This is a genomic window from Streptomyces canus 299MFChir4.1 (genome assembly GCF_000383615.1).
Classification (GTDB): Bacteria; Actinomycetota; Actinomycetes; order Streptomycetales; family Streptomycetaceae; genus Streptomyces; species Streptomyces canus_C.
Genome location: NZ_KB911585.1, coordinates 248,492 through 266,940, shown reverse-complemented (window position 1 = coordinate 266,940; position 18,449 = coordinate 248,492). Strand labels below are relative to the sequence as shown.

The following is an 18,449-nucleotide window of genomic DNA, read 5'->3' as shown; positions in this document are numbered from 1 at the left end:
GGCTCGGGGACGCCGTTCACCGGAGGCCCTGGGCCGACTGGGCCCCCGTTCCCGTCCGGTGCGGGGATGTGGGGGACGACCCCGCCCGACGGAGCGTGTGCGCAGGCGGGCAGAGGGCCCGGGCAGGCACCACGACCACAGGGCCGAGGGCCTCACGCAGCACGTCGCGTGCCACGCCTCCCAGTTCACCGGTGCGGCTTCGGCCCACGATCACCAGGCCGGCCTCCGCGGACCGCAGGACCAGGGCCTCGGCCGGCGGCAAGTGGCGTACGTCTTCCAGGACGGCCACGTCCGGATACCTCTCCCGCCACGGCCGCAGCGCGTCGGACAGCAGCTGCACCTCGTGGTCCTCCCAGGCGGCGCGATCCTCCTCCGGTACGCCGAAGGGCAGTTCGGCCGCGGATGAGGGGAAGCGCCAGGCGTGGACGGCACGCAGGCGCACGCCCCACAGCCGGGCACAGTCGAAGGCAAAGCGGACGACGTCGTCGGCGGGCCGGCGGGCGTCCACACCGAGCACGATCTCGGGGACCTGGTGCGAGGACTGCCGCATGAGCCAGTCTCCTTGGGGGTGAACGCGGGCCGTGGGCCTCACGCCGTGGTGTCCGGCAGCCACAGGTCGGGGCCGAAGACCTCGTAGCGGATGTTCCGCGGCGGGACGCCCCGCCGCAGCAGTCGGGTGCGGATCGCGCGCATGAAGGGCAGCGGGCCGCACAGATACACGGTGGCGTCGGCGGGCACGTCCAGCCCGTCGAGGTCCATCAGGCCCACGCGGGCGTCGGGTTCGGCGGTGCCGGGACGGTCGTACCAGAACACGCTCCGCGCCCCGGGCAGTCGGCCCGTCAGCTCGCGTGTCTCGGTGCGCAGGGCGTGCTCGTCCGGGGAGCCGTCCGCGTGCAGGACCAGGACGGGGCGGGTGGAGCCGGTCGCCGCGAGCCGGGCGAGCATGCCGACCATGGGGGTGCAGCCGATGCCGGCGGAGGCGAGGACCAGCGGGGTGTCGGACTCGTCGAGGACGACGTCGCCGAAGGGCGCGGACAGGGTGAGTTCGTCCCCCGGCCGCACCGTGCCGTGAAGCAGCTCGGACACCTCGCCGTCGGGGCCGCCATCGGTGCCGGTGACCCGCTTGACCGTGATGCGGCGCAGGTCACCGCCCAGGTCGCCGGACAGGCTGTACTGGCGCAACTGGTGCACGCCGTCCGGCATCCGGGTGCGGACGCTGACGTACTGTCCGGCTTTCGCCGCCGGGGCGGGTCGGCCATCGGCGGGACGCAGCAGGAAGGAGACGACGTCGGGCGTCTCCTCCCGGCGTTCGGCCACGGTCCACGGCCGCCAGATCTCACCGGGGGCCACTCCGGCCTCCCGGTAGATGCGGGCCTCCTGGGCGATGAGCGCGCCTGCCATCAGCCAGTAGACCTCGTCCCAGGCGGCGGCCACCTCGGGAGTGACCGCTGCGCCGAGGACCCCGGCGATCGCCCCGAACAGGTACTTGTGGACGATCGTGTACTGGTCCTCGGTCACCCCCACCGCCGTGTGCTTGTGGGCGATCCGCGCCAGCAAGGCGTCCGGCCGGGCCCCGGGGTCGGCGAGGAGGGCGGTCGCGAAGCCGGCGATCGAACCGGCCAGCGCCCGTCGCTGGTCACCGCTCGCCTGGTTGCCGCGGTTGAACATCCCGTCCAGCAGCTCGGGCCGGTCGCGGAACATGGCGGCGTAGAACCGGGCGGTGATCTCGTCGAGGGCCCCGGCCACGGCGGGCAGCGTGGCCTTCACGAGGGCGGCGGACTCGGCGGACAGCATGAAGCCTCCAGGGGTGGCAAGTCGATGACCGCTGATCGCTTGGCGGCAGACCCTGTATAGCAACGGGAATTCCGGCATTCCGGGGTGTTTCGCGCGCCGGTGGAGAGGTGCGGGACCATCGGCGCCGAGGTCGGGACCAAGGTCCCGATCCATCCCGCCGGGCCGGGGCCGACCGGGCTGCGATCAGGGCCGTTCGGCCCACGGCGGACGGATGGGCCGGCGCGACGCGACCGGGGCCGCCACACGGCGCCGAGGTGCGGCCGGGCGGGCATGGGCCGATCGGCCCATGCGCTCCGCGCGCTCGTGGCGGATCCTGAAGACAGGCGCAGTTCCTCAGCTCCACCGGAGGCCGTCATGCCCGGCACCCCGCACACGGTCAGTGACGTGATGACCCGCACCGTCGTCGCCCTGAGCGGCGACACGCCGTTCAAGGACATCGTGAAGGCCATGGAACGGTGGAAGGTCAGCGCCCTCCCCGTCGTGGACGGCGAGCACCGGCTCGTCGGTGTGGTGTCCGAGTCCGACCTGCTGCCCAAGGAGGAGTTCCGCGACGGTGATCCCGACCGGTACGCCCGGCTGCGGCGACTCCCCGACCTCGCGAAGGCGGGGGCACGCGTCGCCGAGGAGCTGATGACGGCCCCCGCCGTCACGGCGCGGGCCGACGAGACGCTCGCGCGGGCCGCGCGGACCATGGCGCGGTTCAACGTCAAACGGCTGCCGGTGCTGGACGCCGACGGCGTGCTGCAGGGCATCGTGAGCCGTTCCGACCTGCTCAAGGTGTTCCTGCGGGACGACGAGGACATCGCCCGTGAGGTGCGCCGTGAGGTCGTCGCGCCTCTCTTCCCCGACCCCGTGGAACCGATCGGGGTGGAGGTGCGGGACGGGCTCGTGACCCTGACCGGCCGGGTGCGGGACACCTCGATCGTGCCCGTGGCCGCGCGCCTCGTCCGGGCGGTCGAGGGAGTGGTGGACGTGGACTGCGCGCTCCTGGGCGCGCCGCGCAGGCCGAACCTCGACCCGGACCTGCCCGCCGTCGCCCCCGTCGGCGGGGCGCGCGAGGACCGTACGGACCGATCGGGCGACCGGCCGGTCTGAGGGCGCGTCGGCGGCCCTGGACGCCCGCCCGTAGAGGAGATGGGGTGACGGCTCATGGTGAGGACGGGTCGTACGCGCGTGCGGAAGGTGTGGTGGTGGCGGTGGCGGCGCAATCCGCTGCGCAGGCGCAGCGACAGGCTGGAGGCGTGGCTCCTCCTGGCCACCTGGACCCTCGCCCTGCTGGGCGGCCTGCTCGCCGGAGCGGGGGCGGCCGCCGGAATGGACGACGACCTCGCCGCCCGCCGTGCCTCACTGCACACCGTGTCGGCCGTACTCGTCGGGAAAGGGGTCCGCACGGCATCCGAGACGGCGGACGGAAGCGACGAGACGGTATGGGCGAAGGTGCGCTGGACGGCACTCGACGGATCCACGCACACAGGACTGACCCGGGTGGCACCGGGCACCGCGGCGGGCACCTCCGTCATCGTGTGGACCGACCGCCGGGGCGACCTCGTGCGCGCACCCCTCACCGCGGCGGAGGCGCGCCTGCAGTCGGTGCTGACGGGCGTCCTGGTCGCCGCGGGCACCGGCGCCGTCGTTTTCGGAGGTGGACACTGGGCTCGCCTGCGGCTGGACCGTCGGCGGCTGCGGGACTGGGAGGCGGAATGGGCTCGCGTCGCCCCGAGCGGCGGGCGAACATGACCGATTGACGGTGTGGGGACAGCAACACAAGCAGGGGGAGAGTCATGAGCGGGCAGCCGAGTGAGCAGTCCAGCGACCTGCGGGAGACCGTCCGACAGCGGTACGCGGCGGCAGCCCTGCAGGTCGCCGAGGCCTGCAGCGACTGTTGCGGGCCCGAGCCGGTCGAGGCCGACGACAACTTCGGGTCGACCCGGTACGCCGCGGACGAGCGCGACACGCTGCCCGCCGAGGCCGTCGCCGCCTCCCTCGGCTGCGGCAACCCGACCGCGGTGGCCGAACTGCGCGAGGGCGGGCGAGTCCTCGACCTCGGCTCCGGCGGCGGTATCGACGTCCTGCTCTCCGCCCGCCGTGTCGGCCCGACGGGCCGGGCGTACGGGCTGGACATGACCGAGGAGATGCTCGCCCTCGCGCTGGCCAACGCGGCGAAGGCGGGCGCCACGAACGTGGAGTTCCTCAAGGGCTCCATCGAGGCGATCCCGCTGCCCGCGAACACGATCGACGTCGTGATCTCGAACTGTGTGATCAATCTGTCCGTCGACAAGCCCGCCGTCTTCGCGGAGACCTTCCGCGTCCTCAAGCCCGGCGGCCGCCTCGGCGTCTTTGACGTCGTCGCCGACGATGCCCTCACCGCCGAACAGCGGGCCCGACGCGGCGACCGGGTCGGCTGCATCGCGGGAGCCCTGTCCTTCGCCGAGTACCGCGCGGGCCTGGAAGCCGCCGGCTTCACCGGCATCGAGATCGTCCCCACCCACGCGGTCGCCGAGGGCATGCACTCGGCGATCGTCCGGGCCCTCAAGCCCGACGCCGAAGCGGGTGCGGGCCCTGAGGGGTGCGGGGGTTCGTAGATCTGCGAGTGCGGGCGGGATGCCGGCCGGGCCCGGATCGCGCTCACGACGGACAACAGCGAAATGCCTGGCTGGCCGGCCGGTCGCCGCCCGCGTGCGCACCTCCAGCTCCCGGGGGCGCCACCCTCTCAGCCGACAGCCGGCCATCTCGGCCGCGCCGTGGGCCCGCAGTTCCGTGATGTAGTGCCGGCGCCGAAGCCGACGTGGTGGTCGCCGAGGACACCCCAGTCGGCGATGTCGATACGCATCACGGCATGCTGCCGGAGGGCTCAGGCGGGGACCGCAGGCGCGGGCAGGGGGTCACGGTCTCCGGCCAACCGCAGTGTCGCGAGGGCCGCGAGTCCTGACATGACACCGAAGGTGAGGGCGGCCGGGACGCCCGTGCCGAGCGCGGAGAACACGTGCACGGGACCCCACACGGCGGCGGTGTCGTCGACCGCCATGTGCAGGACCTGGCTCGCGAGCAGTCCCAGCACGGTCGCGCAGACCGCGCCCAGCACCATCGCCGGGGCGGTCGTCCGGGTGAGCAGGCCGGGCAGCAGGCGCAGCGACCACCACACCACGGCCAGCAGGAGCACGTCGGCGGCCCGGTACAGCAGCCAGTGGCCGACGGACATGGACGCCGGGCCGCTCCAGGCGCCGAGCAGGAGCCACTGACGCAGCAGATCACCGGGCTCGGACAGCAGGCCCGCTCCGCTGAACGACGTCTGGATCCAGGCCGCCACGGACTGGTACGACAGAACCACCAGCGACACCGCGACCACCGCCGTTCCGGCGCCGGCGGCCGTGCGGGCGGCACGCGGCGGCACACTGCGCCGCGGGAGCGGGTCCGCGCCCCTGGCGGTGACCCGCGCCACGACCACGGTGAGGAGGGCGGTCGCCAGCCCCGCGAACACCGCGACCGGCCCGCTCGACCCGATCACTCCCGCGAGCTGCGGCAGGACCCGGTAGCTGCCGCGTCCCCGGGACGCGATCAGCCAGGGCGCGGAGACCGTCACGGCCAGGGTCGCGGCCACCGGGCTCCAGGCCCACAGCGCGAGCAGCGTGGCCGGCGTACGGCCCTCAGTCGGCGGGATCCTGCGGAGCAGGGGCAGCGCGCCGGCCACGAAGAACGCGAAGAGGGTCACGAACCTGATCTGCATCGCGGTGCGGTACAGCTCGGAGTACCGGGTGCCGCCGTCCCCGTCGGTCGGCAGGGCCGTCGAGGGGTCGTACGACCAGGGCGTGAGCCAGCGCCGGAGTTCGTTCACCGAGTCGACGTCGAACACGCTGGTGCTGCCGCGCAGTTGGAGTGCCTGCGCGCTCGCCCCCGCCCACCACAGCAACAACGTGATCAGCAGGCCGCCGACCAGGGCCGGTATCGCCGCGCGCCGATATGCCATGTGTGTCTTCCCCCGACTTGACCCGTGCCCGTAGGTGTTTCGAACAGGAGAAGAGACTAGGGCGTGATGATCGCGTATGGCACGTGCGGGTGGGGTCAGCCGTCGTGGAGCGGTACCTCGTCGCGCCGCCGGCCCGCGACGACTGCACGCGACCCATCGACTGCACGCGACTGATCGGCGCACTGAGGGAGACCACAAGGCGCTGCGGGAAGGGTGAGCATGCCGTCCTGGAGGTGTGGGAAGACCGCTACCGGCGACCGTGGCACCCGGAGTGCCTCGTCCGATATTCGCTTGCACGTGTTCCTCACGCGGGTCAACCTCGCCTGACCCACGACGAAGGCGGAGAAGTTGACCACGCGGCCCCACCCCGTCGACCACGAACTCGTCCAGGCCGCGGCGGATGTCGCCCGCACGCGTTGCCGGGGCGACAACCACACCATGGCGGCCGCGGCCCGGGCCCGGGACAGCCGGATCGTCACGGCCGTGAACGCCTACCACTTCACCGGAGGCCCCTGCGCCGAACTGGTCCTCATCGGTGCCGCGGCCGCCCAGGGCGCCTATGAGCTGGACACGATCGTCGCTGTAGGAGACCGCGACCGCGGGGTCGTCCCCCGTGCGGCCGCTGTCGGCAGGTCCTGCTCGACTACTTCCCCGACCTCAAGGTCATCGTCGGCACGGGCGCCCGCACCCGGACCGTGCGCATCACCGACCTGCTGCCCGAGAGCTATGTCTGGGCCGATCACCAGCTCGACGCCGAGTGAAGGAGCGGACCGTATCGATGAGAGCGTGGCATGGTCGGCACTCCGGTGGACAGCAGCGTGGACAGCAGTCTCGTCAGCCCTGCCCCTGAGCCGGCGGCCGGCCCGAAACAAGGAGCGACAACCATGCGGTACCGCACACTCGGCAGCTCGGACCTGAACGTCTCGGAGATCTCGCTCGGATCCTGGCTCACCTACTCCGGCGGCATCGAGGCGGACGCGACCCGCTCCTGTACCGAGGCGGCCTTCGACGCCGGCATCAACTTCTTCGACACCGCCAACGCCTACGGCCGGGGGGCCGCCGAGACGGCCTGGGGCGAGATCCTGTCCGCCCACCCCCGCGACTCCTACATCCTGGCCACCAAGGTCTACTTCCCGATGTCCGACGATCCGGCCGACCGGGGACTGTCACCCGCCCACATCGCCCAGCAGATCGACGCCTCCCTCACCCGCCTCAGGACCGACCACGTCGACCTGTACCAGGCGCACCGTTTCGACTCCAACGTTCCGATCGAGGACACCGTCGAGGCGTTCCAGAAGGTCGTCGAACAGGGCAAGGCCCGCTACATCGGCTTCAGCGAGTGGACCCCGGAGCAGATCCAGGCGGCGATCGACCTCGCCGGTCCCGGTCTGTTCGTCTCCTCCCAGCCGCAGTACTCCATGCTGTGGCAGGCCCCCGAGGCCGAGGTCTTCGGCCTCAGCGCCGCGAACGGCATCTCCCAGATCGTCTGGTCGCCGCTCGCCCAGGGCGTCCTGACCGGCAAGTACAAGCCGGGGCAGCCCGTGCCGGAGGGCAGCCGGTTCGCGTCCGCGGACATGGCGGTCTCCCAGGACCTCGTCTACAGCGAGGCCATCCTGGAGGCGGTCCAGCGTCTCGTTCCGATCGCCGAGCAGGCGGGGATGAGCATGCCCACCCTGGCACTCGCCTGGGTCCTGCGCCGCACCGAGGTCGCCTCCGCGATCACCGGCGCCTCCCGCCCCGAGCAGGTCCACGCCAACGCGGCCGCCTCCGGCGTGGAACTGTCCGACGACCTCCTCGCAGCCGTCGACCAGGCCCTCGGCGACGTCCCCGTCACCGAACCCACGCTCGCCCCCGGCGCCCAGGCCGGAATCAAGCACCGCTGAACTCGTACGGCTGACGGGCCTGGCGGGCACCCAGTGCTGAGGCGGCGGACGAGGACACCGGCCGGCGCCTCGGCGGGGGCGAGCATCCGCCCGGCCGCCGGCCGCCGGCTGCACGAGCACGTCATCCTCGGCGAACGGCCGGCACCCTGCGGGGAGTTGGAGCGGCATTCCCAGGCGGCCCTGCCGGCCCGTCACGCCGGGCTCCCCGACGACCGGCCGAGGTCACTCCTTCGCCGCGTGATTGACGCCACCGCGCCGCCTGCCTACCGTCGCCCCAACACGTCTGAACAGGCAGGTAGACGATGACGGACTCATCGGGATCCCCCGACGACAGATCCCCCGCCGGCCGATCCGCCACGCGACAAGTCCAGGTGGAGACACACGGGTTGGACGTGATCGGCGACGCCGAACGCAAGGGCACCCCCAGGACGCTGTTCTGGCCGTGGTTCGGGGCCAACGTCAGTGTCCTCGGGCTGAGTTACGGCGCCTTCGTGCTCGGTTTCGGGATCTCCTTCGGGCAGGCGCTGGTGGCCGGCGTGATCGGGATCGTCTTCTCGTTCCTGCTGTGCGGCTTCGTCGCGGTCGCCGGAAAGCGGGGCTCCGCGCCGACGATGGTGCTCAGCCGCGCCGCCTACGGGGTGCGCGGCAACCGCCTCCCCTCGGTCGTCTCCTGGATGCTCACCGTCGGCTGGGAGACCGTGCTGTGCGCCCTCGCCACCCTGGCCACGGCGACCGTCTTCGGACGGCTCGGCTGGGGCGGCGGCACCGAGACCAAGGTGATCGCGCTGGTCGTGGTCGCGGGACTCACCGTCGTCGGCGGGGTGATGGGCTTCGACCTGATCATGCGGCTGCAGACCGTGATCACCGTGGTGACGGGCGTACTGACCGTCGTCTACGTCGGCCTCGTTGCCGACCACATCCACTGGAGCACCGTCAGCGCCCTCCCGGCGGGCTCCGCCCAGGAGTTCATCGGCGCGCTGGTCTTCATGATGACCGGCTTCGGCCTCGGCTGGGTCAATGCCGCCGCCGACTACTCCCGCTATCTGCCCCGGACCTCGTCGAGCCGGGGCGTGGTCGGCTGGACCACCTTCGGCGCCTCCGTGGCCCCGCTGCTCCTGCTGGTCTTCGGGCTGCTGCTGGCCGGATCGTCCACCGAGCTCAACGCCGCCGTCGCCGCCGACCCGATCGGCGCGCTCACCATCATCCTGCCCACCTGGTTCCTGGTGCCCTTCGCCGTCGTCGCGGTCCTCGGCCTGGTCGGCGGGGCCGTCCTCGACATCTACTCCTCGGGCCTCGCCCTGCTCTCGGCGGGCCTCAGGATCCCGCGCCCGCTGGCGGCACTCGTCGACGGCGTCCTGATGATCGCGGGCTCCGTCTACATCGTGTTCTTCGCCGACGACTTCCTCGGCCAGTTCATGGGTTTCCTCACCACCCTCGGCGTCCCCATCGCCGCCTGGTGCGGCATCCTGCTCGCCGACCTCCTGCTGCGCCGCCGCGACTACGACGAGAACGACCTCTACCGCCCGAGCGGCCGCTACGGCGACGTACCGCCCACCCCGCTGATCCTGACGGTCCTCGCCACCGCCCTCGGCTGGGGCCTGGTCACCAACTCGGCCGCGAGCTGGCTGGACTGGCAGGGCTATCTCCTCGGCCCTTTCGGCCTCGGCGGCACGTCCGGCGCCTGGGCGTACGCCAACCTCGGCGTGCTGGCCGCACTGGCGGTCGGCTTCCTCGGCACCCTGGCCTTCGGCCGCGGACGGGTCCGCGCGCAGGAGGACGCCATATGACGACGGGGTGGCTCGCGGTCATCGACATGCAGCGCGTCTTCGCCGAGCCCGACAGCCCCTGGGCCGCCCCTCGGTACGCCGAGGCGGCGGCAGGCGTACGACGACTGCTGCCGGCCTTCGCCGAACGGGTCACGTTCACCCGCTTCGTCGCCCCCGGCGAACCCACGGGCGCCTGGCGGGCCTACTACGCGCGGTGGCCCTTCGCCCTCCAGACGCCGGAGGCCCCGCTGTGGCGCCTCACCGCCGAGTTCGCCGACCGGGCACCGCACGAGCACGTCATGGACGCGACCACCTTCGGGAAGTGGACCCCCGAACTGGCCGCCCGCGTCGGCCCCGAGGGGCGTCTGGTGCTGGCCGGTGTCAGTACCGACTGCTGCGTCCTGTCCACGGCTCTCGCCGCCGCCGACGCGGGCGTCGAGACCCTGGTGGTGTCCGACGCCTGCGCCGGGGCCGACGACGCCTCGCACATCAGGGCGCTGGACGTGATGGAGCTGTACGGCCCGCTGATCCAGGTCGTCACCGTAAATCAACTGATCGCAACCTGACGGCACTTGGCGATATCCGGTCGGTACCGTGCGGCGCCCGGCCGTGTTGAATCGCCGGTAGCGCAGCACGGACGGCCCCACACGTCAGGAGGCATCGTGACAGCGGTTTTCGAACCCGGTCTCACCGAGCGGGAGATCATCGAACGGGCCGCGGCCCTGAGGCCCGCGCTCCTCGCACGCCAGGCGGAGACCGAGCGGCTCACGCACTATTCCGAGGACACCCACGACGACTTCCTGAGCGCCGGTTTCTACCGGATCCTCCAGCCGCGCCGCTACGGCGGCCACGAGTTCGGCCTGCCCGTCTTCTACCGCGTGGTCGTCGAGATCGCCCGCGGCTGCCCCTCCACCGGCTGGGCCCTGTCCCTGACCGCCGCCCATGTGCTCCAGGTCTGCACGGTCTTCGACGAGAAGGCGCAGGACGAACTCTTCGCCCCCGGCGGCGACTTCCGGGCCGCCTCCACGGTCGCCCCCGTCGGCGTCGCACGGCCCGACGGCCCCGACCACATCGTCCTCGACGGCACCTGGCCGTACTCCTCGGGCGCTCCCTGGTCCACGCACTACGTCGGCCAGACCCTGCGCGCCCCCGAAAAGCCGGGCGACCCTCCCGGTCCGGCCGTTCTGTTCGTCGCCCCGCGCCCGGTGTGGACGGTCCTCGACGACTGGCGCGGCGTCCTCGGCCTGCGCGGCACCGGATCCAACAGCATCCGCATGGAAGAGGCCCGGATCCCCGTCCACTTCACGCGCGAGACGAGCCTGCTGGACCTGCCGGTGGAGGGCGGCAGCGCCGGCTCCAAGCTGCACGGCAACCCGATGTACGCGGGCCGCGCGCCCAGCTTCTTCCACGGCGAGCTGGCCGCCGTCATGATCGGCATCGCGTACGCCGCCGCCGACGAGTACGCCCGGATCGTCGCCGCCCGCCCCCTGCTCCTGGAACCCGACCGCACCCGCGCCGACCTGCACGACTACCAGCGCCACCTCGGCGAGGCCCTCGGCATGATCCACCTGGCCGAGGCGGCCCTCAGGCAGACCGCCGAGGACTGGATGGAAGCCTGCCGCCGCAACGTGAGCGGAGAGGCGCCCTTCACCACGGCCGTGGACAACCGGCTCGCCCTGACGTTCCTCAACGCCGGACGCATGGCCTGGGACGTCCTCCAGGGCATCCTGTTCCGCACGGCCGGCTCCCGCCACGCGCGCGACGGCGAACGGATGCAGCGCTACTTCCGGGACGCGGCCACGTACTGGACCCATGTCGGACCCGGCATGTACGAGCCGCTCCTGCGCCGGGTCGGATGCGACACCCTCGGTCTGCCCTCGGAGCACATCGCGCTGATTCCCTGACGTCCCGCACGCATGCTCTCCGCACGCTCGGGTACGCGAGCAGGACCGCGCCCTGGGCGATCATGCCCGCGGGCGGGGCCGCACGACCGCCGCTACCAGGGGATCTGCCATGGACACACCCGCCAACGACCACAACGCCACACCGGCTCAGCGGGCGCTGGACGCGCTGACGCAGAACACCGAGGACACGACGGCGCTGGACACGCTCGCGACCAGTGAGGTGCTCATTCCGGTGCCCGACGACGCCGCGGACGAGGACACGACCGTGGCGCTGCCGGTGCTGGAGCAGCAGGACGGCGCACCCGTGGTGCCCGTCTTCACCTCGGAGACGGAGATGGCCGAACTGCTTCCCTTCGTCTCCCGCTATCGTCTGGTGCCGCTGGGCGCGCTCGCCGCGCAGTGGCCGGACGGCGATCTCTCGCTCTCGATCGACGCCAGTTCCACGCACCCGCTGACGCTCACGTCGGAGGGCGTGCGCACGCTGCTGGCGAGGCCGTAGGGCCGACCACTGCCGGCCTCACACGGTGGGGCCCGGCCAGCACGTGCGACGGCGGGGGAGCGGCCGGGCCCGCAGAGGGTGCGACCTGCTCCCGCTGCCGCACCTTGGTTCTCGCCTGCGAAAACGGAGATGAGCGGCGCCGACCCTGCTCATCCCCGGCGCGCGTGCGATCGCCGTGACCCGACCATAGGACCGGTCCGGCAGGCCGTCGCTCCGGAATGCGTGGCGCATGTCCGCGAAGCGAGGCGGATCGGCGGGCAGGACGGCTCACGCGGCGCGCAGTGTCCGCGAGGGAGACTCCCCGAAGCGCTCCCGGCACCGCCGCGCTAACCGGCCCAGACGCCATGGGCGACATGCCGACATGGCCGACATGCCTGAGGAAAGCTTCCCGCAGAGTGCGCAGGCCGACCTGACCGTGCGCCTCCTCCAGCGAGAGTTCGTCGCCGCCCCTGGCCGTCCCTAGCCGTCGAGCATCTTCGCCAAAACCTCGCGCTGGATCGGCAGGACCTCGGAGTGCAGGTCACGGCCCTTGCGGGTGAGGGACACCCAGACGCCGCGCCGGTCCTCCACGCACATGGACCGCTCCACGAGGCCGTCCTTCTCCAGGCGGCCGATCAGGCGGGACAGCGCGCTCTGGCTGAGATGCACCCGGCCGACGAGGTTCTGCACCCGGCACTGGTCACCCTCCCGGGGCGACTCGGTGGCGAGGATGTCGAGGACCTCGAAATCGCTCGCGCCCAGCCCGTGCGGGTGCAGCACGCGGTCGATCTCGCACATCGTGCGCGCGTGCACCGACAGGATGTCCCGCCACCGCTCCTCCAGGCCGGTCCCGACCGTGTTCACCGCCATACATGCACGGTAACACCGATCCGGACATTGTTGCCTGTGCAACTAGTGCGTATGCAAGTAAGGGTCAGGCCTGCGGATCCTGCGTGATCCCCACCAGGTTGCCGTCCGCGTCCTTGACGAAGGCGATCAGCTTGCCGCCGCCGACGTCCTGGACGTCCTGCAGGGTCTCCGCCCCGGCCGCCACCAGGGCCGCGAGCGTGGCGCGGATGTCGTCGACGTGCCAGTAGGGCACCGGGCCGGTCATGCCCCTGGAGTGTCCGTTCGGGTCGAGCCCGACGTCCTGCCCCGCGTCCTTGAACCCTACGTAGTACGGCTCGTCCGCATACGGCTCCACCCCCAGCAGTGCGCTGAACAGGGCCTTCGCCGCGGCCAGGTCCTTGACGGGGTAGATGATCGTCTTGAGGCCGGCAGTCATGGTGTGCTCCTTCGAGTGGTGTCCCCGACGTTCCGTGTCGGTGGTTTCACGCTAGGCCCGGGGAGGGGAGTCGCGCTTCTCCGATCCTGATCGGTCACGGCGAGGGGGACGGTCCGCGGGGGAGGTGGGACAGGGGGCATCTGGCGAGGCCCGCCGCACGTGCGGTGCCGGCCCGAAGCGCTCCGCGAGAGCCCCGACGCCCCAGCGCTCCCTCGTGTTCGCTCGGTCAGGTGTCGACATCGAGCCGCCGCCCGGCACCATGCCCCCGACCGAAGTCGAGCCGCGTACCTCGGCTCCGGCGAGCGGGTGATGGCAACGGCACGCGCGCGAGGGAGACGTCGACTTCGTGGGCGTGGACGCCCGCGCGCAGTCTCCGGACCGCTCCGAGCAGGGCTACCGCGCCGACCACGGTTACGAGGCGGTCCCCGCCGCGCACGCCACGCCCCCTTGCTGGTCGGCTGATTGCCAGCGCCGCTGCCCGGACCGCCGAGCAGTGTGAACGCGCGGCCGTGACCGGGCGTTCGTAGTGCGGGCCACCGGCCGTCCTGAGACCCGGCTCAGGTCGACTCGCGTCGTACCAGCTCCGTGGGCAGGATCACCGCCGCCGGTTCCTCGCCGCCCAGCTGGGCCAGCAGCAGCCGGACCATCTCGGCGCTGATGCGGTCGTAGGGCTGGCGGATCGTGGTGAGGGTGGGGGTGGCCTCCGTCGCCGCGATGGAGTCGTCGAAGCCGCCCACGGCCACGTCCTCCGGGATCCGGCGGTCCGCCCGGCGCAGTGCCGTCAGGGCGCCGAGCGCCATCAGGTCGGAGGCGACGAACACGGCGTCCAGGTCGGGGGCCTGGGCCAGCAGCCGTTCGGTGCCCGCCTCTCCGGCGGCCCGGCTGTAGTCGCCGGAGACGACGAGCCGCTCGTCGATCTCGAGACCCGCCTCCGTCAGCACTTCCTTGTACCCGGCGAGACGGTCGACGCCGCCGGGCGAGTCCAGCGGGCCGGTCACGATGCCGATCCGGCGGCGGCCCCGGGACAGCAGATGGCGCACCATGTCACGGGCGCCGTCGCGGTCGTCCGCGGCCACGTAACTCACCTTCGAGCCGGACCTCATGGGCTTGCCGCACTGGACGACGGGCACGCCCGCCTTGTGCAGTTCCTCGGCCACCGGGTCGGCGGAGTGGCTGGTCACCAGCAGGACGCCGTCGAGGTGGCCCGCCGTGATGAACCGCTTGATCCGGCGCCGCTCGTCCTCGGTCCCGGCCAGCATCAGTAGCAGCGGGATGTCGTGCGCGGCCAGCGCCTGGGTGCAGCCGCGCAGCAGCACGTTGAAGTTGGGGTCCTCGAAGAACCGCTCCTGGGGTTCCGTGAGCAGGAAGCCGACCGAGTCGGAGCGGCCGGTGATCAGTGAGCGGGCGTGCCGGTTGACGACGTACCCCGTCTTGCGGATGGCGGCGTTGACCGCCTCCAGGGCGGGAGGGCTGACGTAGTGTCCGCCGTTGAGCACACGCGAGACGGTGCCCCGCGAGACCCCGGCCTCGCGGGCCACGTCGTGGATCGTCGGCGGTCTGCGCCGGGCCCCCGCATTGTTCATGGTCAAGACTCTAAGGCCCTCGGGGGCCGGGAAAGGGTGCTCGTACGGCGGGACGGCCGGCCGGGAAGGCGAACGGGCTGGGATCGTGCACAGAAAAGTGTCAGGAAAGGCACTTGGCAAGGGTCACCTATGTGCGGTTATCTTGGGCCGCACGCTTCTGGAGTCGTGTGTGCACGTTCCCAACGAATCGAAACGGGAGAGACCCATGCCGGAGACCACCCCCAGGGGCCTCACCAGGCTTGCCTTCGGCGGGGACTACAACCCGGAGCAGTGGCCCGAGAGCGTCTGGGACGAGGACGTCCGGCTGATGCGCGAGGCCGGGGTCACCATGGTCAGCGTCGGGATCTTCTCCTGGGCGCTCCTGGAGCCGGAACCGGGCGTGTACGACTTCGGCTGGCTGGACCGGATCCTCGGCCTGCTGCACGAGAACGGCGTCCGCGTCGACCTCGGCACGCCCACGGTCGTCCCGCCCGCCTGGTTCTACCGCGCCCACCCCGACGCGCTGCCCGTGACGGCCGACGGCACCCGTCTCGCGTTCGGCTCGCGCGGCGCCATCTGCCACAGCGACAGCGCCTTCCGGGCGGCCGCCGCGAACATCACCACCCGGCTTGCCGAGCGCTACGCCGACCACCCGGCCCTCGCGATGTGGCACGTGCACAACGAGTACGGCGTCCCCGTCTCCGCCTGCTACTGCGACTCCTGCGCCGCCCACTTCCGCCGCTGGATCCGGTCGACGTACGGCGGTGTCGACGGCGTCAACGAGGTCTGGGGCACCGCCTTCTGGGGCCAGCACTACACGAGCCTCGAACAGATCGACCCGCCGCGCACCGCCGCCACCGTCGGCAACCCCGGCCAGGCGCTGGACTACAAGCGGTTCGCCGACGCCACCATGCGCGAGAACTTCCGCATGGAGCGGGACATCCTGCACCGGCTCTCCCCGGGCGTCCCGGTCACCACCAACTTCATGACCGCGCTCAGCCAGTGCGACTCCGTCGACTACTGGGCCTGGGGCCGCGAGGTCGACATCGTCACCAACGACCACTACCTCATCACCGACGGCCGCCGCACCCACGTCAACCTCGCCATGGCCGCCGACCTCACCCGCTCGGTCGCGGGCGGCGCCCCCTGGATCCTGCTGGAGCACTCCACCTCGGGCGTCAACTGGCAGCCCCGCAACCCCGCCAAGGCCCCGGGCCAGATGGCCCGCAACTCCCTGGCGCACGTGGCCCGCGGCTCCGAGGGCGCCATGTTCTTCCAGTGGCGCCAGTCCCGGCGCGGCGCCGAGAAGTTCCACTCGGCGATGGTCCCGCACGGCGGCACCGACACACGCGTGTGGCGCGAGGTCGTCGAACTGGGCGCCTCTCTGGACTCGTTGAGCACGATCCGCGGCACCCGCACCCAGGCGGACGTGGCCGTCCTGTGGGACTGGCACTCGTGGTGGGCACAGAACCTCGACTGGCGTCCCAGCGAGGACCATGACGCGCGCGAGCGCGCCGACGCCTTCTACGAGGCCCTCTACGACCGCCACCTCACGGTCGACTTCGCCCGTCCGGAAGCCGACTTGTCGGCTTATCCCCTTGTCGTCGTGCCCGCGCTGTACCTGATGACCGCGGCCGCGGGGACCAACCTCAAGGAGTACGTCGAGCAGGGCGGCACCCTCGTCGTGTCGTACTTCTCGGGCATCGTCGACGAACACGACGCCGTCCACGCGGGCGCGTACCCGGGCGCCCTCAGGGACGTCCTCGGCCTGACCGTGGAGGAGTTCTCGCCACTGCTGCCGGGCCAGTCGGTCCGTATCACCGGCCCCGACGGCTCCGAGCTCACCGGTGACGTGTGGACCGAGTTCGTGGTGCCGCGCGCTGCCGAGACCGTGTGGACGTACGCCGACGGCCTGGCCGCCGGCCACCCCGCCGTCACGCGGAACCGCCACGGCGAGGGCACCGCCTGGTACGTCTCCACGCGCCTGGCCGCCCAGGGCCTCGACGCGCTGCTCGGCTGGGCCGCCGAGGACGCCCAGCTTCCCGCGCGCGCCGACCTGCCCCACGACGTCGAGGTGGTCCGACGCAACGGAGACTCCGGTTCCTACGTCTTCGTGGTCAACCACACCGCGTCGGAGGCCAAGGTGCCCCTGGACGCGGCGGGCACCGAACTGCTGACCGGCGAACGTGCCGCGGGACGACTCGCCGTCCCGGCCGGCGCCGTCCGGGTCGTACGACTCGACGGCTGAACCGACTCCCCTCCGCCCGCGAGACCACGAGCCGCGGGCGGAGGGGGCCCCACTCCCACACCGCCTTCACGACCTCCCGCCCGGCCCCGAACCCTCGGGGAGGGCGCGCCCCCCTCCTGGCCGCCGCACGCGCCGAACGGCCCTTCGCCGCCGAGGAGTTCCATCTCGGACAAGCTCAAAGACTCCGGGACACGGCGGCTTCCCCTGCGGGACAGTGGACACACGCAGAAGGAGGGGCGGAGGGGACGAGATGCTGAGGACTCCGGCCAACCAGACGCGCCTGGACATCCTGGAGTGGCTGAAGGACCCGGCCGCGCACTTCCCGGCGCAGCGCTACGGCGACCCCGGCCGGGACGGAGTCAGCGCCCGCGCGGTCGCGGTCAAGCTCGGCGTGCCCCGCTCGGTCGCGGAGACCCACCTGGGCCTCCTCGTGGACATCGGCCTGCTGCGCACCAGGAGGGTCCGGTGGCGCACGTACTACCGTCGCGACGAGATGCGCATCGCCGAGGTGGCGCGCATGTTCGAAAAGGGCTGGTAGCGACCCGCACCGGAAGGGCAGACACCCGATGGACCGTCCCACCGCACTGATTCCCCGCCATTACGTCGCGATCGGCGGCCACGGTCCCGAGGACGTCGTCGCCGACGCCCGCGGGCGGGTTCTCACCGGCGTGGCGGACGGCCGCATCCTGCGCATCGACGGACTGACGCAACCCCGTGCCGCCCGTGTCGAGGTGCTCGCCGAGACCGGCGGCAGGCCACTCGGCCTCGAACTCCTTCCGGACGGCGCCCTGTTGGTGTGCGACGCGGAACGCGGACTGCTGGGCGTCGACCTCGCCGACGGCACCGTGCGCGTGGTCGCCGACGAGGTCGAGGGGGAGCGGCTGCGGTTCACCAGCAACGTGGTCGCGCTGTCCGACGGCAGCGTGTACTTCACCGTCTCCAGCCGCCGTTACCCTCTGGACCACTGGATCGGCGACATCGTCGAACACACCGGCACCGGCCGCCTGCTGCGCCTGGCACCCGGCGACGACACCCCCGAAGTCCTCCTGGAGGGGCTCCAGTTCGCCAACGGCGTGGCCGCGAGCGGCGACGAGTCCTTCCTGGTCGTCGCCGAGACCGGGGCTCGCCGGCTCACCCGCTACTGGCTCGACGGACCACTGGCCGGACGCGCCGAGCACTTCGCCGAGAACCTCCCCGGCATGCCCGACAACATCTGGCGCGGCGGACCCGACGGCCCGATCTGGGTCTCCCTCGCCGGACCCCGCGTGCCCCCGCTCGACCTGCTGCACCGCGCCGCACCGCCCGTACGCCGGGCCGCCGCCCGCGTCGCCGTGCACGCCCCCTACCGCCCCACGGGAGGCATCGGCGTCCTCGCCGTGGACGACACGGGCGAGGTCGTCCACCACCTCGCCCGCGACCGGTCCCGCTTCCGCATGGTCACCAGCGTCTGCGAGGCCTCCGGCCACCTGGTCCTCGGCAGCCTCTGGGAGCGCGGTATCGCGCTGTGCGAGCCGCCCGCCGCGAAGTGACCCCGGCGACACCCCGGCGTTACGCTGGTCCTCGGT

General features: G+C 72.2%; 17 protein-coding genes and 1 pseudogene. 12 read left to right on the top strand and 6 right to left on the bottom strand.

What is annotated here, in order from left to right:
• Positions 1 to 16: 16 nt before the first annotated feature.
• Positions 17 to 550, bottom strand: a complete 534-nt coding sequence (locus tag H293_RS49385) for a universal stress protein (RefSeq protein ID WP_020118154.1) — start codon at positions 548 to 550, stop codon at positions 17 to 19.
• A 38-nt stretch (positions 551 to 588) separates the two neighbouring features.
• Positions 589 to 1,794 carry a globin domain-containing protein gene (locus H293_RS0112150; protein ID WP_020118153.1) on the bottom strand — a complete coding sequence of 402 codons (1,206 nt, stop codon included), beginning with the start codon at positions 1,792 to 1,794 and terminating at the stop codon, positions 589 to 591.
• A gap of 354 nt (positions 1,795 to 2,148) precedes the next feature.
• Here H293_RS0112150 and H293_RS0112145 point away from each other — a divergent pair, with 354 nt between their 5' ends.
• Genes H293_RS0112145 through arsM form a run of 3 tightly spaced genes read left to right on the top strand, consistent with a single transcriptional unit; the run spans position 2,149 to position 4,376 of the window.
• Positions 2,149 to 2,889, top strand: coding sequence for a CBS domain-containing protein (locus tag H293_RS0112145; RefSeq protein ID WP_020118152.1), 741 nt, complete (start codon positions 2,149 to 2,151; stop codon positions 2,887 to 2,889).
• A 54-nt stretch (positions 2,890 to 2,943) separates the two neighbouring features.
• Complete coding sequence (locus H293_RS0112140; protein ID WP_033415360.1) at positions 2,944 to 3,531, top strand: Rv1733c family protein; 588 nt, start codon at positions 2,944 to 2,946, stop codon at positions 3,529 to 3,531.
• Between the two features lie 44 nt (positions 3,532 to 3,575).
• Positions 3,576 to 4,376 (top strand): arsenite methyltransferase, encoded by an 801-nt coding sequence (arsM, locus tag H293_RS0112135; RefSeq protein ID WP_020118150.1) that lies wholly within the window; start codon positions 3,576 to 3,578, stop codon positions 4,374 to 4,376.
• Between the two features lie 269 nt (positions 4,377 to 4,645).
• Here arsM and H293_RS0112130 read toward each other — a convergent pair whose 3' ends face one another.
• Positions 4,646 to 5,758: a hypothetical protein gene (locus tag H293_RS0112130; protein ID WP_020118149.1), complete on the bottom strand. Its 1,113-nt coding sequence runs from the start codon at positions 5,756 to 5,758 to the stop codon at positions 4,646 to 4,648.
• Positions 5,759 to 6,106: 348 nt separating this feature from the next.
• Between H293_RS0112130 and H293_RS60035 the strand changes: the two are divergent.
• The 6 genes and pseudogenes from H293_RS60035 to H293_RS0112105 all read left to right on the top strand — a co-directional run bounded on the left by H293_RS60035 (position 6,107) and on the right by H293_RS0112105 (position 11,810).
• Positions 6,107 to 6,519: pseudogene (locus H293_RS60035) on the top strand (cytidine deaminase family protein).
• Between the two features lie 123 nt (positions 6,520 to 6,642).
• Complete coding sequence (locus tag H293_RS0112125) at positions 6,643 to 7,641, top strand: aldo/keto reductase family protein (protein WP_020118148.1); 999 nt, start codon at positions 6,643 to 6,645, stop codon at positions 7,639 to 7,641.
• A 302-nt stretch (positions 7,642 to 7,943) separates the two neighbouring features.
• On the top strand, positions 7,944 to 9,428 hold the full coding sequence (locus H293_RS0112120; RefSeq protein ID WP_028807772.1) for a purine-cytosine permease family protein: 1,485 nt from the start codon (positions 7,944 to 7,946) through the stop codon (positions 9,426 to 9,428).
• Entirely contained in the window at positions 9,425 to 9,973 is a 549-nt protein-coding gene (locus tag H293_RS0112115; RefSeq protein WP_020118146.1) for a cysteine hydrolase family protein, read from the top strand. Before H293_RS0112120 ends, H293_RS0112115 begins: the two co-directional genes overlap by 4 nt.
• Before the next feature lie 96 nt (positions 9,974 to 10,069).
• Positions 10,070 to 11,311, top strand: coding sequence for an acyl-CoA dehydrogenase family protein (locus tag H293_RS0112110; protein ID WP_020118145.1), 1,242 nt, complete (start codon positions 10,070 to 10,072; stop codon positions 11,309 to 11,311).
• 109 nt (positions 11,312 to 11,420) lie between these two features.
• A complete protein-coding gene (locus H293_RS0112105; RefSeq protein ID WP_020118144.1) occupies positions 11,421 to 11,810 on the top strand; it encodes an SseB family protein in 390 nt (129 codons plus the stop codon).
• Between the two features lie 459 nt (positions 11,811 to 12,269).
• Here H293_RS0112105 and H293_RS0112095 read toward each other — a convergent pair whose 3' ends face one another.
• The 3 genes from H293_RS0112095 to H293_RS0112085 all read right to left on the bottom strand — a co-directional run bounded on the left by H293_RS0112095 (position 12,270) and on the right by H293_RS0112085 (position 14,663).
• Entirely contained in the window at positions 12,270 to 12,659 is a 390-nt protein-coding gene (locus H293_RS0112095; RefSeq protein ID WP_020118142.1) for a MarR family winged helix-turn-helix transcriptional regulator, read from the bottom strand.
• A 64-nt stretch (positions 12,660 to 12,723) separates the two neighbouring features.
• Complete coding sequence (locus tag H293_RS0112090; RefSeq protein WP_020118141.1) at positions 12,724 to 13,074, bottom strand: VOC family protein; 351 nt, start codon at positions 13,072 to 13,074, stop codon at positions 12,724 to 12,726.
• Positions 13,075 to 13,631: 557 nt separating this feature from the next.
• On the bottom strand, positions 13,632 to 14,663 hold the full coding sequence (locus H293_RS0112085) for a LacI family DNA-binding transcriptional regulator (protein ID WP_028807771.1): 1,032 nt from the start codon (positions 14,661 to 14,663) through the stop codon (positions 13,632 to 13,634).
• Positions 14,664 to 14,862: 199 nt separating this feature from the next.
• Here H293_RS0112085 and H293_RS0112080 point away from each other — a divergent pair, with 199 nt between their 5' ends.
• The 3 genes from H293_RS0112080 (at position 14,863) to H293_RS0112070 (ending at position 18,413) form a co-directional block, all read left to right on the top strand.
• Positions 14,863 to 16,884: a beta-galactosidase gene (locus H293_RS0112080; protein ID WP_020118139.1), complete on the top strand. Its 2,022-nt coding sequence runs from the start codon at positions 14,863 to 14,865 to the stop codon at positions 16,882 to 16,884.
• 250 nt (positions 16,885 to 17,134) lie between these two features.
• Positions 17,135 to 17,422 (top strand): ArsR/SmtB family transcription factor, encoded by a 288-nt coding sequence (locus H293_RS0112075; RefSeq protein WP_020118138.1) that lies wholly within the window; start codon positions 17,135 to 17,137, stop codon positions 17,420 to 17,422.
• A gap of 28 nt (positions 17,423 to 17,450) precedes the next feature.
• Complete coding sequence (locus tag H293_RS0112070) at positions 17,451 to 18,413, top strand: SMP-30/gluconolactonase/LRE family protein (protein ID WP_020118137.1); 963 nt, start codon at positions 17,451 to 17,453, stop codon at positions 18,411 to 18,413.
• The last annotated feature ends 36 nt before the right edge of the window (positions 18,414 to 18,449 follow it).